Origin of the sequence: Aquimarina acroporae, assembly GCF_023195925.1 — a bacterium.
GTDB classification, from domain to species: domain Bacteria; phylum Bacteroidota; class Bacteroidia; order Flavobacteriales; family Flavobacteriaceae; genus Aquimarina; species Aquimarina acroporae.
On the sequence record NZ_JALPRE010000022.1, the window covers coordinates 21,921 to 37,611 of the forward strand.

Annotated in this window: 14 protein-coding genes; 5 read left to right on the forward strand and 9 right to left on the reverse strand. The window is 34.4% G+C overall.

From position 1 onward, the window contains the following. Positions 1–2: 2 nt before the first annotated feature. A complete protein-coding gene (locus tag M0D21_RS22035; RefSeq protein WP_248333568.1) occupies positions 3–866 on the forward strand; it encodes a DUF4249 family protein in 864 nt (287 codons plus the stop codon). Here M0D21_RS22035 and M0D21_RS22040 read toward each other — a convergent pair. Next, a complete protein-coding gene (locus M0D21_RS22040; protein WP_248333570.1) occupies positions 863–1,462 on the reverse strand; it encodes a TetR/AcrR family transcriptional regulator in 600 nt (199 codons plus the stop codon). The genes M0D21_RS22035 and M0D21_RS22040 overlap by 4 nt on opposite strands. 85 nt (positions 1,463–1,547) lie before the next feature. Between M0D21_RS22040 and M0D21_RS22045 the strand changes: the two genes are divergently transcribed. Continuing rightward, a complete protein-coding gene (locus M0D21_RS22045; protein ID WP_248333572.1) occupies positions 1,548–3,401 on the forward strand; it encodes a fatty acid desaturase in 1,854 nt (617 codons plus the stop codon). Beyond that, entirely contained in the window at positions 3,398–4,951 is a 1,554-nt protein-coding gene (locus M0D21_RS22050) for a GMC oxidoreductase (protein WP_248333574.1), read from the forward strand. The genes M0D21_RS22045 and M0D21_RS22050 overlap by 4 nt, the downstream gene beginning before the upstream one ends. Position 4,952: 1 nt before the next feature. Here the strand turns inward: M0D21_RS22050 and M0D21_RS22055 are convergent, their stop codons facing one another. From M0D21_RS22055 to M0D21_RS22085, 7 genes are all read right to left on the reverse strand, one after another. After that, complete coding sequence (locus tag M0D21_RS22055) at positions 4,953–5,150, reverse strand: hypothetical protein (RefSeq protein ID WP_248333576.1); 198 nt, start codon at positions 5,148–5,150, stop codon at positions 4,953–4,955. Between the two features lie 4 nt (positions 5,151–5,154). Then, the gene (locus tag M0D21_RS22060) at positions 5,155–5,382 is read right to left on the reverse strand and encodes a putative signal transducing protein (RefSeq protein ID WP_248333578.1); all 228 of its coding nucleotides are present in this window, start codon (positions 5,380–5,382) and stop codon (positions 5,155–5,157) included. 12 nt (positions 5,383–5,394) lie between these two features. After that, positions 5,395–6,114, reverse strand: coding sequence for a hypothetical protein (locus tag M0D21_RS22065; RefSeq protein WP_248333580.1), 720 nt, complete (start codon positions 6,112–6,114; stop codon positions 5,395–5,397). A gap of 181 nt (positions 6,115–6,295) precedes the next feature. Further along, entirely contained in the window at positions 6,296–7,411 is a 1,116-nt protein-coding gene (gene leuB, locus M0D21_RS22070; protein WP_248333582.1) for a 3-isopropylmalate dehydrogenase, read from the reverse strand. A gap of 103 nt (positions 7,412–7,514) precedes the next feature. Beyond that, positions 7,515–8,102 (reverse strand): 3-isopropylmalate dehydratase small subunit, encoded by a 588-nt coding sequence (leuD, locus tag M0D21_RS22075; RefSeq protein WP_248333586.1) that lies wholly within the window; start codon positions 8,100–8,102, stop codon positions 7,515–7,517. Between the two features lie 4 nt (positions 8,103–8,106). Next, positions 8,107–9,489, reverse strand: a complete 1,383-nt coding sequence (gene leuC, locus M0D21_RS22080) for a 3-isopropylmalate dehydratase large subunit (protein WP_248333587.1) — start codon at positions 9,487–9,489, stop codon at positions 8,107–8,109. 10 nt (positions 9,490–9,499) lie between these two features. Next, positions 9,500–10,672, reverse strand: a complete 1,173-nt coding sequence (locus M0D21_RS22085; protein ID WP_248333589.1) for a 2-isopropylmalate synthase — start codon at positions 10,670–10,672, stop codon at positions 9,500–9,502. 205 nt (positions 10,673–10,877) lie between these two features. Here M0D21_RS22085 and M0D21_RS22090 point away from each other — a divergent pair, with 205 nt between their 5' ends. Then, positions 10,878–12,422: a hypothetical protein gene (locus M0D21_RS22090; RefSeq protein ID WP_248333591.1), complete on the forward strand. Its 1,545-nt coding sequence runs from the start codon at positions 10,878–10,880 to the stop codon at positions 12,420–12,422. A gap of 16 nt (positions 12,423–12,438) precedes the next feature. Beyond that, a complete protein-coding gene (locus M0D21_RS22095; RefSeq protein WP_248333592.1) occupies positions 12,439–13,296 on the forward strand; it encodes a DMT family transporter in 858 nt (285 codons plus the stop codon). Between the two features lie 44 nt (positions 13,297–13,340). Here M0D21_RS22095 and M0D21_RS22100 read toward each other — a convergent pair whose 3' ends face one another. Then, complete coding sequence (locus M0D21_RS22100) at positions 13,341–15,497, reverse strand: DUF5916 domain-containing protein (RefSeq protein WP_248333593.1); 2,157 nt, start codon at positions 15,495–15,497, stop codon at positions 13,341–13,343. Positions 15,498–15,691: the final 194 nt, after the last annotated feature.

The window sequence follows — 15,691 nt, forward strand, 5'->3', positions numbered from 1 at the left end:
AAATGAAAAACTATAGTATAATGTTGTTCGCTTTTATTTTACTAGGTTGTACAGAGTTTGTAGATGATCAAATAAACCAACCCGAAGGAGAAGAACTTGTACTTATCTATGGATTTATTTCTCCGGAAGAAGAACAAATTAAGATTTCTGTTTCTGAGACCAAGTCGATTTTTGATGAAGATGTAGATTTTGTCTTTGGAACCAATGAAGATTTAATTATTGAAGATGCTACCGTGGCCCTAGAAAATGAAGATGGAACATCAGTATCCTTATTATTTGATGATACACTTAAACGATATGTAATACAGGCAAGCTCATTTCCTATAGAACCAGGAAACGAATACCGACTAAATGTTATCGCCAAGGGACAAAGTTTTACTGCTACATGCACTATTCCTGAAGGGAAAGTAGAAGATGTAGTTTCATCTCTTGGTTTTAAGATTGACGAGTTCGGGCAGCGAATAGAAAACTTAAAAGTGCAGTTTGAAGATATTAGAGGAACCAATAACTTCTATATCGTGGGAGCAAAGTATAAGCCAATCGGAGGTACCGATATAGAAACGAGCAATGCTTTTTTTGGACAACAAAGGTTTGTAACCGATGTCACTGGAGACGGTTTTCCTGTAATTTCTGATGGTCTTGTATCTGGCATTTCTGATGGTCTTGAAATTACAGCACAAGTGGGACATGTGGATGAGCTTATTTATAGAACCCTGTTGGCTAATTTTATTAATCCAAGAAGGTCTGATGACGATCCGTTTTTCAGGCCGATTATACCACCTACAAATATAGTAGGAGAAGGGAGCTATGGTGTTTTTGCTGGATTTAGACTTACCGAGAAAACCGAAAATGTTACCCCAGATTAATTCATAAGACCTTCAAATTTTAAAAACATATAGTCTTTAATGGTGGAGGCCAATGTATCTTTACTTTGATTGAAAAAATGATCATCGGTAATTAACTGGAGAATAAAGTATTCATCTAATTTAATAACAAGGTCTACAGAGACCGGATTAAATAATTTATTTTCAATTCCCTTTATGTAAAATTGCTTCAGGTCTTGTAGTAGTGAAAAAAGAAAACCTTCAATAATCTTCCAGGCGGTAGGATAATGCTGTTGCAATTGTCTAAGATAATGCGCAGAGATATCTTTGGCTCCTTCGGTAAGAATATCAACCAGAGTATTGTATTTATAATCCAATTGTACGATTTCTCCTGTTATTTCTTCTTTATAGTTATATAACCTTTCTATACGAACCTGAGTAATGTATTCAAAGATTTCTTCTTTGGTGGTAAAGTATTGATATATGGTCGATTTACTCTTATTCATCAAGAGTGCAAGGTCATCCATGGTTAGATTTCCTAAGTCAGATTGTTTTAATTTAGGGAGAATGGCCTGAGTCCATTGCTCAACTTTCTTGTTTTTTTCCTTTCTGTCTTTGGATAACGATTTCCTTCCCATATTTGGTAATTTATTAAAATCGAACTATATTTGATTAAATAGTTCGAAAAATAATATTCTTTTTTCAAACATAATCAATTACTTCATGAAGAATGAAAGAGTATGGCAAAAATATACCGGAAAAGTGGCCTGGCCTACCATATTGCTATTTGCAGCCCTATTATTAGGGTATGGAGTACTGTGGTATGCATTTAATTCTGGTCTGTCTGGAGTGTGGACTTCTTGTATAGGAGCGGTATTCGCATATGGAATGTTTACCATTGCTCACGAAGCCTCTCATGGGAATATTGCTGGAGGAGTAAAATCGGTTGTAGTTTTTGAAACGATATTAGGTTGGTTGTCGAGTATGTTTTTGCTGTTTCCATTTTGTGCTTTTAAAGTGATACACTTAAGGCATCACGCACATACAAACGACCCGGTAAAAGATCCAGACCATTATGTGAATGGTAAAAATGCCTTTACCATTTTTATACGATGTCTCACATTAATAGGTCACTACTTTGGGTTAACTCTGGGGAAAGACAGCAAGAAAGATCCTGCAATGCAGTTGATACGTAAACAATCTATAGGGTTTAGTGTTAGCATATTATTGGGGATCACATTTTTAATTGTTTCTGGAGACGGGCCCGCATTGTTCTATGTTTTTATACTTTCAGCTTTAATGGCAGCACCAGTTTTGGCATTTGCTTTCGATTGGATTCCTCACTACCCGCATAATAATTTAGATAAATATCATAATACAAGAGTGATCACAATCCCAGGGCTTGAGTTTCTTTCATTATACCAAAGTTACCATTTGATGCATCATTTGTATCCTCGTGTACCTTTCTATCATTATAAAGATTGTTTCCAGGATTATGAAAAGGAGTTATTGGCAGAAAAATCTCCAATAGAAGGTTTTAGAACACAAGATCTTGGTTTAATGCAAAAGAGGAATACCTATGTCGATGTTATCTCCGGTAAGAGTTGGAGTTTTGTACTTGAAGTTGAAAACGTATTTAAAGAAACACATGATTCATTAAAAATAACGTTCAAGAACTTAGATAATATTCCTTTTACATTTAAATCTGGGCAATATGTGGTATTGTCAGATTATGTTGAAGGGCGATTGGTAAGTCGGTGTTATTCTATTTGTGAAAACCCTTCAACGGGAAAGCTCTCGGTTATTGTAAAACGAGTGCATAAAGGTAAGTTTTCTAATCATCTGGTAGATCAAATAAAGGAAAATTATAAATTAAAGGTCTCAGGACCCTATGGTAACTTTGTATTACCCAAAGAACGAAATCAACCTTTAATACTTGTGGCAGGAGGTAGTGGGATAACACCAATATTATCTATTTTGAAATGTTATCTTGAAACTTCTGATGCCAATATTACGCTGTTATACGGGTGTAAGAGTAAAAATGATATTATAGCCCAACAAGAATTAGATAACTTATCTAGTACATATGCAGACCGGTTTAACTACATTGTAGACTTTGATATTTTAGACGAACAAAAGCAGAAAGACTATTTGAAGAATATCTCCTTGGTTTCTTTATGCTATATTTGTGGTCCTCAACCCATGATGGCCGCCTCAAAAAGGGTGTTGTCGAACTTAGGAATCCCTCAAGAATGTATAAAAACCGAAGAATTTGCATCGGCTACCAAAGAATTTACTGGAGTACTTCATGAGATAGAAGTATCTATTCATCAGCATGAACTATTATTTCATTCAGATACCTCAGAAACCATTTTGGAAAGTGCTCTAAGAGCCAAAAAAGAAATGCCATATGCTTGTGCAATGGGACAGTGTGGTACCTGTAAGGTAAAATTAATAGAAGGGGAGGTAACCTGGAAAAACAAAAGTGAAATCGCACTGTTATCCAATGAAAAAGAACAAGGGTTTATTCTACCCTGTGTTTGTAGTGCAACAACCAAAATAAGACTAAAAGTATGAGTGAAGAGTACGACTATATTATTATAGGAAGTGGTTTTGGTGGTTCAGTAAGTGCTCTACGACTATCAGAAAAAGGATATAAAGTGTTGGTAATAGAAAAGGGAAAGTGGTATGCACCCAAGGATTTCCCTAAAACCAATTGGAACCTGAAAAAATGGTTATGGATGCCTTTCTTTAGATGGTTTGGGATTATGAAAATGTCTTTTTTTAAACATGTGGTCGTAATATCGGGTACAGGTGTGGGAGGAGGTTCTTTGGTATATGCAAATACGTTACCGGTTCCCAAAAAAGAATTTTTTACATCAGGTAGTTGGAGACAATTGGCCGATTGGCAAGAAGAATTGGCTCCATTCTATAAAACGGCTTTGTATATGTTGGGAGCGCAGAAAAATCCTAACTTTTTTGATGGAGATAAGACGTTGCAAAAACTGGCCGGGCAAATGGATCTCGAAGATAAATTTGAAGCCACAGATGTAGCTGTTTTTTTTGGAAAACCCAATAAAACAGTATCTGATCCTTACTTCGACGGTAAAGGACCCGATAGAACAGGATGCAATTACTGTGGAAGCTGTATGACCGGTTGCAGAATAGGGGCTAAAAATACATTGGATAAAAATTATCTGTATTTGGCACAACAGCTTGGAGCAAAAATATTGGCAGAACATGAAGTTTATGACGTGATGCCAGTTGGAGAAGGGTATGAGGTGAAATTTAAATCTTCGACTCGGTTTTTTAAATCTAAGAAAACATTGAAGACCAAAGGAGTGATTTTTTCTGGAGGAGTTTTAGGAACGGTGAAATTATTGTTGAAATTAAAACAAAAGTCATTACCTAAACTCTCTAACCGTTTGGGGGATGATATTCGAACAAATAATGAAAGTCTAATTAGCGTTACCAACCTAGACGGGCAAAAAGATATGTCTAAGGGAGTTGCTATAGGTTCTATTTTAAATACCGATGAAAACAGTCACCTTGAGATTGTTAGATATGGGAAGGGATCTGGTTTTTGGAGATTATCACATTTACCATTAACCCACGGTAAAAATACCATAGTAAGATTGGCCAAGATGGTAACAAGTTTTATAAAACACCCTATTTCTTATATTAAGTTATATACAACAAGGGATTGGAGTAAGAGTACTACAGTGCTTCTATTCATGCAAACCTTGGACAGTACTTTAACGTTCAAACGTAATGGTTTTGGTATGATGAACACAAAAGTCGCAGAAGGTAAAAAGCCATCTGCGTTTATTCCTGAATCCTTAGATTTGGCAAAACGCTATGCTACTATGGCGAATGGTAAGGAAACCGTTTTTGGTCTTGAACCTTTGGCTGGGATACCTTCTACCGCCCATATATTGGGAGGTGCAGTGATGGGTGAAAATAGTGATCAAGGAGTGATAGATAAAAACAATAAGGTTTTTGGGTATGACAATATGTATGTGTGTGACGGTTCTATGATTTCTGCCAACCCTGGGGTGAATCCTTCTTTATCGATTACGGCAATTTCTGAAAGGGCTATGAGTAAGATACCATCAAAATCAAATTAGTTCAATTTGAAGATCTGAAGTGCCTAAAAAGAACATAAGCTCCAAAGATTATAAAGATTAGAAGTATAAAGGACCTGCTATTCCATTCTCCCTCTTCCTGAAGCCTGTTATATAATTGCAAGCTACCAATAATTACCATGGAAATGCCTATCATTAGGTTCCAGGATCGTTGAGGTCGTTTGTCTTCCTCTTCTTCCATGAATTTAAGATAAACTTTTTTCAATGATGGGGATAGCTTCCTCTACATCTGTCTTTTTTACAAATAGTTGTATATGATCAGGGATACCGCCACCAAATCCAGCCATCATTCCAGATTTCATGTCATCTCGGGTAATGGAGTTAATCCCTTTTTCTTGGAGTACTGTTTGTACAAACTGAATATTAATCAGACTTCCGGTATATACTCTTTCATATTCACTTTCAGGAAACATAGGTAATGAGGTTTAGGCGTTAAAGTATTTACTATTCCAAATAGCAGTATTAAAGTTTTTACCCAATGCAAAACCATAAAACAATACAACCGCGGCAACCGATTTAAACATAAAGAAAAAGATCATAAGAAACGTTGAGGTATCACTTGTTTTGCTAAATAAGCCATCGGGTACCATAAGTGTCAGTAGAATACTCACCAGAAATGTAAGGATGAGCAGGTTTTCAAAACTTTTGAAGAACCACATCATAAATTTGCGTAACGGGTGTAAATCATTCCCCCATTTATGGACCAAATAAAAATAATCATTACCCATAGGAGCAAAGAGTAGGGGGTCATCTGCATTTTCAAGCTTAAACAATTTAGAAGGTGCAATAATTTTAAAACCCTTAAGTTCTGTATCGTGTTTTTTTTCTAACTCTTTTATGGCAGATACGGCAGAAGCAGGGAGCTTACCTTTAAAATATTTTGAATCTAAGAAACGTAGTCGGTAATCGATACAAATCTTTTTAATTTGATCGATATGATAAATTTTACCAGTTTCTAACAGGTCAAAATCGAAATCATTTTTTAATACATCTTCCTTAACATCAAGATTTTCAAGAATCCTTTCTTCATGAGCTGCATCTTCTTGAAAAACTCTTAGTACCTGCTCTTTCCAGGTAGTAGGCGCATATTCTTTATTTCGTACTTTGTTTAGTTGATTTTCGATATTCGTTCTAGGCAATAACATAAACTTTCTTTTTCTATAGCTGTACTAAATTAAGAATTTAGAAAAAGCTTTAAAAATATTAGAACTATTAATGTTTTGAAGATGAACAGTTTTAACGATTGTTGAAGTGTGAATAGATACCTAATAAAAAAAAGCAACTGCAGATGCAGTTGCTTTCTTACAAACAGAAAAATTATCTAAATTAGATAATCGTAGATTGTCCCACGTGTATATTTTCAAAATTTATATTTGAATCTTCAGGATTTAAAATATGATCTGCGATAAAGTCTCCCACCTTTTCAGTAGTTAGTGGATTAGTGGCATTTAGATCAGGTGTTGTAAGATTGAGCTCCAAGGCTTTTTCTACTGCATCTCGAACAGCAGCAGCTTCACCAACCAAATCGAAATGTTCTAATAACATAGCTGCAGAAAGTATAGCAGCTATTGGATTAGCAATTCCTTTTCCAGTAGCTTGAGGATATGAACCATGAATAGGTTCGAACATACAGCAAGTATCTCCTACAGAAGCCGATGCCAATAAGCCTATTGAACCTCCTATAACACTTGCTTCATCAGAAATAATATCTCCAAACATATTTTCTGTTAGAATAACATCAAACTGACTAGGATTCAGGATCATTTGCATGGCTGCGTTATCAACAAATAAGAAATCTAAAGCTACAGCAGGAAATTCCTTAGAAATTTCGGTAACTACTTTTCTCCATAACCTAGAAGATTCTAATACATTGGCTTTATCGACCAATGTCAATTTATTTCTTCTTTTTTCAGCTGCTTTAAAAGCTAATCTTGCGATACGCTCAATTTCTGGTTTAGAATATTCACAAAGATCAGAAGCTACAGTCCCTTCTGCATTCAACTCTTTTTTTCCGAAGTAAATTCCACCGGTCAATTCTCTATAGATAGAAATATCGGTACCTTCAATAATTTCTGGTTTGAGAGGAGATTTATCGATTAAAGTTTGGTATGCCTTTACTGGTCTTATATTGGCATATAAACCTAGTTCTTTTCTTAATTTTAATAATCCTTGTTCTGGCCTAACTGGCGCACTAGGGTCATTGTCATATTTAGGGTCTCCAATAGCTCCAAAAAGCACAGCATCAGTATTCACACAAAGTTCGAGCGTTTCGTCGGGTAGGGGGTTACCTGTTTTATCAATGGCAATAGCACCTACCAATGCTTCTTTAAATATAAATGTATGATCAAAACTATGCGCTATCGCTTCTAGGGCTTTTATAGCCTGAACTGTTACTTCGGGACCTATACCGTCACCTGATAATACTGCTATATCTAATTTCATGTGTTCGTAATATTGTTTTATTCGTCATATTCAACTCGCCAAAGTATGTACTTTGTTTCAAATTTGATATTGGCGTGTTTCAATTTCTTAATTTCTTTTTATGTTATGCTCTTGACATTTCAAAAGCCTCTATTTCTGTTTTATTACTGATTAAGAAATCAATATCATCATATCCGTTCATGAGACATGTTTTTTTATAAGGATTGATCTCAAAATTCGATGATGAATTTGTACTTTCTATAGTTATTTTTTGAGCTTCCAGATCGACTTCTATATGGGTCTTTGCATCCTTTTCTATAGCTTCAAAAATTTCTTTTAGGTATTCTGGAGCTACTTGAACTGGGAGTACTCCATTGTTTAATGCATTTCCTTTAAAAATATCAGCAAAAAAACTAGATACCACTACTTTTATTCCGTAGTCATGAATCGCCCATGCAGCATGTTCTCTACTAGATCCGCATCCAAAATTATCTCCAGCAACCAAAATACTACCTTGGTACTTTTCATTATTAAGAATAAAATCTGAATTGATACTTCCGTCCTTATGAAAACGCCAATCTCTGAACAAATTTTCTCCAAAACCTTCGCGACTGGTGGCTTTGAGAAAACGTGCAGGAATAATTTGATCTGTATCTACATTTTCTATGGGTAAGGGTATAGCAGAGGATGTTAGTTTAGTAAACTTATCCATGATATTAATTTAGTTGTTTTGTAATGTCTATAATTTTTCCTTCAATTGCCGTCGCAGCTGCTACCAATGGGCTTGCCAAAATGGTTCTGGCTCCTTGTCCTTGCCTTCCTTCAAAGTTTCTATTAGAGGTAGAAACGCAATACTCTCCTTCAGGAATTTTATCATCATTCATCGCTAGACATGCTGAGCACCCTGGTTGACGAAGTCTAAATCCAGCATTTTCAAAAACTTCATTTAATCCTTCTTCTACTATTTGTTGTGCTACTTGCCGAGATCCAGGAACAAACCAGGCGGTAACGTTATCTGCTTTTTTCTTCCCTTTTATGAAACTGGCAGCTACTCTAAAATCTTCAATTCTACTATTGGTGCAGCTTCCGATGAAAACATAATTTACTTTTTGGTCAATTAAAGATTGTCCTTTCTCAAAATTCATATAAGCCAGTGATTTCTCAAAAGATGCATTATTCTCTGATGGAATTAGCTCTGTGATCTTAATTCCCATTCCCGGGTTAGTTCCATATGTAATCATTGGATCAATATCGGCAGCATCAAAATGATATTCTTTATCAAATACAGCACCTTTATCGGTTGAGAGAGTCTTCCAATAGGCTAATTTGTTTTCGAGATCATCACCTTTAGGAGCAAATTCTCTTCCTTTTACATATTCAAAAGTAGTTTCGTCTGGAGCAATCATTCCTCCACGAGCACCCATCTCAATACTCATATTACAAACGGTCATACGACCTTCCATAGACATTTCTTCGAACACGTTACCAGCATATTCACAGAAATAACCAGTGCCCGCATTTGTTCCTAGTTTAGCGATAATATATAAGATCACGTCTTTAGGGAGTACGCCGGGCTTCAACTTTCCATTTACATTTACACGTAAGCTTTTAGGTTTTTGTAACAGTAAACACTGGCTGGCGAATACCTGGGCAACCTGACTAGTACCTATACCAAATGCTATGGTCCCGAATGCCCCATGAGTAGAGGTGTGGCTATCTCCACATACCATGGTCATGCCCGGTTGTGTAATTCCCAATTCTGGCGCCATAACATGCACAATACCATTGTACTTATGACCTAGTCCATATAAAGTAATGTTATTTTTTTCGCAGTTCTTGGTTAGCTCTGCCAATTGATTACGTGATAAATCATCTTTAACAGGAAGATGTTGATCCACAGTTGGTGTATTATGATCTGCTGTTGCTACTATTTGATCGGGTCTAAAAATAGGAATTCCACGTTGTTCCAATTCTCCAAATGCTTGTGGACTTGTAACTTCGTGGATAAGATGCTTGTCAATATACAATATCTGCGGCCCGTCTTTAATTTCTTTGACCACATGTGCATCCCAAACTTTATCAAATAAGGTTTTCTTCATTACTATTTTTTTATGCTACTACTGCGGAAGTAATATTTGAATTTTTCATGATTACGTGGATATCTTCATCTACCACCTCTTTTTTTCTGTCTGCGAAGGTCAAAAATTCTCTATATACATCGTCCAGCTGGAGTTTGGTTAATTCATACCCGACCTTTTTAGCTCTATAGGCTAATGCGGCTCTTCCGCTTCTGGCCGTGAGAACAATGGCTGATTCAGTTACACCAACTTCAGCTGGATCGATGATTTCATATGTTTCTCTGTTTTTGATGACTCCATCCTGATGAATCCCAGAGCTATGAGCAAATGCATTGGCTCCTACAATTGCCTTGTTCGGTTGAACCAGCATACCCATATGATCAGATACTATCTGACTAGTTTCATACAATAATTTAGAATTAATTTCGGTATTAAGATTTAAATACGGATGTTGCTTCATTATCATAACTACTTCTTCTAATGAAGTGTTTCCTGCTCGTTCTCCAATACCGTTAATAGTACATTCAATTTGCCTTGCACCATTAATTACTCCAGAAATAGAATTGGCTGTAGCAAGTCCTAAATCGTTATGGCAATGGCAAGAGATAACTACTTTATCGATTCCAGTGACATTTTCTTTTAGGTATTTGATCTTGGCACCATATTCTTCGGGAAGGCAATATCCCGTGGTATCTGGTATATTAAGAACGGTCGCCCCAGCTTTGATCATGGCTTCACAAACTCGTGCCAAGAATTCATTGTCGGTGCGACCAGCATCTTCAGCATAAAATTCTACATCTTCAACAAAAGATTTAGCATATTTAACCGCAGCAATTCCTCTCTCAATCACTTTTTCCTGAGTACTATTAAATTTGTATTTAATATGAGAGTCAGAAGTTCCTATCCCCGTATGTATTCTGGGTCTTTTGGCATATTTTAAGGCTTCAGCGGCTACTTTAATATCGTTTTCTACAGCTCTAGTAAGTCCACAAACAGTAGAATTCTTAACGATTTTGGCAATTTCATTTACCGAAGAGAAATCTCCAGGGCTAGAAACAGGAAAACCTGCTTCTATAATATCTACACCAAGTTGGTCTAACTGCTCTGCGATTACAAGTTTTTGTTTTGTGTTTAGTTTACAACCAGGGACCTGTTCCCCGTCTCTTAAAGTTGTATCGAATATGTGTACTTTATTATCACTCATAAGAATCCCGTGAATTATTTTTTGTGCTTAGTAGAAAAAAGGATCTTTAAAAAATATTCTTCAAAGATGTTTCTTTAATCTCTTACGAATTTATATTTTGGGAATTCAAAAGGGAAGTATTTGGATGATTGTTTTACAATGCTAAAATGTTTTTTATAAAACTTAACTTCTTTTTAATCAGTTAATTACAATATATTTTCTTACAATGACTAATGATCAAAAAGATCCTTTGTTTGTTTTGATAAAGTCACTTTCCAAATCGGAAAAACGCCAATTTAAGGTGTATGTTGGTCGGTTAGGAGTGAATACAGATTCAAAATTTCTAGCTTTATTTAATCACTTAGATAAAAATGATGTTTTAGATGAAGAACTTATTGTTAAAAAAGGTATCGTAAAGAAACAACAGCTTTCTAATTTAAAGGCGCATTTATACAAACAAATTTTGATTAGTCTTAGGTTGAGTCCTTTGCATCAAAATATAAGATCTCAAATTCGAGAGCAGTTAGATTTTGCTTCTATATTATATCATAAAGGTTTATATAAGCAAAGTCTCAAGATTTTAGACAAGGCAAAAGCATTGGCAAAAGAGAATGAAGAGCATAATATTGCTTATGAAATCGTCGAGCTAGAAAAAATCATAGAAACTCAATATATAACTAGAAGTATTAATAACAGAGCCGATGAACTCACCGTAGAGGCAAAAATGTTAAGCATGAAAAACGTGCTTACCAGTAGACTATCTAACCTGTCACTACAGTTGTATGGTCTTATGCTGAAAAGTGGATATGTTAGGAACGATAAAGAGCATAATGTTATTACCAACTATTTTCATAGCAAGTTACCTAAATATGAATGGAATTTACTAGGATTTAGAGAGAAGTTGTGGTTGTATAAAGCTCATTTGTGGTATAGTTTTATTATTCAGGATTTTTTGTCTTGTTATAAATATTCTAAAAAATGGGTTGATTTGTTCTATGAGCATCCCAAAATGATAGGTCTAAATCCAGTATTTTTTTTAAGAGGTAATCATTATTTATTGGAGTCCTTGTATCTAATCAAGGATAAAACAAAGTTAAAGATGATGCTTGCTGAATTTGAGGAAGCCATAGAAAAAGAATCTTTCCCCAATGATGATAATATCGAAGTATTGTCATTTCAATTTATCTATAACAATAAATTAAATATTCATTTTTTGGAAGGCACGTTCGAGGAAGGAGAGTATTTGGTAGAGGAAATATTAAATGGAATTGAAAATTTTAAAAACAGATTAGACGATCACCATATTATGGTGTTTTATTACAAAATAGGTTGTTTGTATTTTGGAATGGGGAATCATAGGAAGAGTATTGAATATCTTGCGAAAATTATCAATAACAAATCTTTAAAAATGCGGGAAGATTTGATGTGTTTCTCCAGAGTATTAAGTTTGGTAGCTCATTATGAAGCGGGAATGGATTATCATTTGGAAACACAACTTAAAGAGACTTATAGGTTTCTAATTAAAATGGATGATTTGCACGAAGTACAAAAAGAGATGATTAAATTTCTAAGAAACCTTGGAGATATATTTCCGCATCAAATCAAAGATGAATTTAGAAAACTACATAAAAGGCTAAAACAATATGAAAATCATCCTTATGAGAAAAGGGCTTTCCTGTACTTAGACATATTGTCATGGTTAGAAAGTAATATTGAAGGTAGGCCCGTTGCCGATATTATTAAAGAAAAGGCAAAAGGGCAGGTGCGATAATATTTTTTAGATTTTTATGGAAAATAATCAACATTTTAAAAATATTCTTGAGCTTAATTTGGCGATGTTACTAATTAGTACTTCGGGAGCTTTGGGGAGATATATAGATATGCCGGTTCCGGTAATTATTGGTTTTAGAGCGATATTAGCAGGGATTTTACTATTTCTTTTTTGTAAGTGGAAAAAAATATCCTTCAGTACAGGAAGTAAGGATCGTCCAACTATTATTTTAAGTGGTGTTTTAATGGGATTGCATTGGATCACCTATTTCTATGCTTTAAAATTGTCTAATGTGGCTATTGGGATGTTGTCTATTTTCACTTATCCCGTAATTACTGCGCTTTTGGAGCCTCTTTTATTAAAAACTAAATTTCAAAAAGTGCATTTATTGTTGGCTCTTTTAGTGCTGTTGGGTATTTATTTTTTAGTGCCAGATTTAGATTTTGAAAATTCCTATACCAAGGCAGTTATCTTAGGAATTATTTCGGCACTATGTTATTCGCTGCGAAATCTTATCATGAAAACAAAAGTTGGAAATTATAATGGCTCTGTTTTAATGTGGTACCAATTGGTTGTAGTAAGTATATGTTTGTTACCTTTTTTATTCATTTTTGATAGTTCAGGGATAAAAGATCAATGGCCAGCAACTTTAACTCTTGCACTATTAACTACAGCAATTGGTCATACTTTATTTTTATCTAGTTTTAAGCGGTTTTCGATCACGACGGCTAGCATTATAAGTAGTGTGCAACCTGTATATGGTATTATTATAGGAATTGTTTTTTTGAAAGAAATACCAGCGCTTTCAACGGTAATAGGTGGGGTTCTTATTCTAACTTCAGTAGTAATAGAAAGTATAAGAACATATAAATAGAATTTATCTTAACTGTCAATTTTGCTTCATGAGATGACAGGAAATCAAAAATCAAAACGGTAATTCATTTTAAAAGCAACTCCCCAATTTGTTCTGGAAATTTCTTGGTTAAAATTGTCTGTAATAACAAAGTACAAATAAGACAAAGGTTTGTATTCCCATTGTAACCTGCTATTAACATTGAAATTGTTTTGTTGAGTGTTGTATTGCAAATAGGTAGTCCAATTAAGACGATTGTTAAAGAAGATTTCTTTAGTAAAACGTACCAAATGAAATGTTTCTTTACCTAGAATGTCTAGATCAATATCGTTAATGTCATACGATAGTTCAAAATTTGCAAAAGGTAATAATTGATAGTTTAAATATGCACCTGCTGTTGTTCTTTTACCACCATAATAGGTACCTTTCTGTATATTAAGTCGGTATCTGAATTTTTGATTATTGGGCGAATTATAGCCGATTTTTAAAATTCCAAAGTGATAAATATCTGGTGTTACTGCATTGCCATTACCCAAGGGGTCGAATCCATATTTCAGGTCGATATAATCATAATTAAACACATAATAAATAGCCGATAAGTCTTTAAAAAACAAAGCAGAATTTAAAAAGTGTGATGATTGTGACAGACTCCCATCTGTATTAAAATAATTGTTGTTACTGTAATTAATTAATCGTATTGAATTTAGTTTTTTTGAGCTATCATAGAACTTTTCGTACTCCAAACTTACTGTTGTCTGTGTGTAGCCTTCCCTAATTACAACATCATTAATGGCATCATAATTATACAGCCTTGGTGTAAAACCAACATCTGTAATATAATTTTCGCCCAAGCTTTTAAGACTAACATTCCATGCCAAGCCACGTTTGTTAAACCAAATACCAACATTGTAATAATTATTTTTTTTGGTAAGGTTATGATTAAAACTCTTACCGTAATTCGCAACACCTGTCCATTTATTGTTGTCTGATTTAAAATTAAGATTTATACCTGTTACCCGGTTGTAATTGTTTAAAAATTGAAATCTATTGGTCTGTTGTCTATTAATTAAAAAACCGGTTGTTGTGAAATTCTTAGATAACTGTTGTTCTCCTACCAACGCAGTAAAGTTTTGTGCATCAATATCATCATCTTCATTGGTTTGCACATTTAATATTCCAATACGTGTTTTTTGAGAGATATTTCCAGATAGTTTTATTCCAAATTGTATATCACTGGTTGCTCCAATCCTTCGTGAATAAAATGGATTTACATCATTTACTCCTAGATTAGAAAAGAGATCTGCATTTTCTAGAAAAAAATTACGACGTTCAGGAAAAAAGATAGCAAACCGTGTTAGGTTAGTTACCTGCTGATCTACATCTATCTGAGAAAAATCAGGATTGATGGTTCCATCCAATCTTAATGATGATGTAAGGTTATATTGTAAATCTAAGCTGGGTTTAAAAGTAGTTTCTTCCTCATTTTCCAAAACATCATTCTGATAATTTACGGTCATAGAAGGAGTAACGGTAAAACGAGATGTAGATTTGTTTGGAATGTTTTCAAATATAAACGGTGTGGTAAATCTTAAATCGAATAAGCGATAATTACGTTTTACATTACTTAAAATCGTCCAAGAATTCTTTTTGATATCTCTAACATACATTTGAATACCGAATACAGTGTTTCCCTTATTGTAGTTTAGGTGTTTTAGAGGAATAGCGATTTCATAAATTTTATCGGTGCCATTAACCGATGTTGCAGCTTTCCAGACCGTATTCCAGCTTAAACTAAAATCATACCCTTCGTTTACCCGCTCAACTAAACCATCTACTTGTGTTCCATAACCATTTACAGCAAAATAGTAAGCGTTTTGTTGTTGATTTTGCGTATCCAAAATCAGTATAAACGAATCGCTCAACCCAATTGACGCATCACGTTTTAGTGAATTGGTTTGTATTCTAGATTCAGAATCTTTGTAAATAGCACTCACGAATAAAAACTCACCATCATGAAACATTTTTACTTTGGTTTGATTCTCTGCTAGCCCTATATCTGTTGGCATCCAATTGTAGAAACCTGTAATTTCCGGGATTTGTGGCCAAATAGATTCGGTTAGTTTTCCTTCAATGTTTATTTTCTCTTTATAAAAGGGAATACGATGTTCTTGTGAAAAGCCCAAAAAAGAAAGACACGAGAAAAGAAGGAATAGATTCTTCATGATACCAAATGTTTAAATTCGGTATAAAACTATTTCAACGAAACACTCATTTTAGAAAAAATAGACTAACACGCTATTTACAACTATAAAACTTAAATATGGGGTTAGTAGACTATTTTAGCTGAAACATAGGATCAAAACGGGGTATTAGTAGATAAAAACAGTTTGGTTTGGGTATAAATTCTATTTTTACA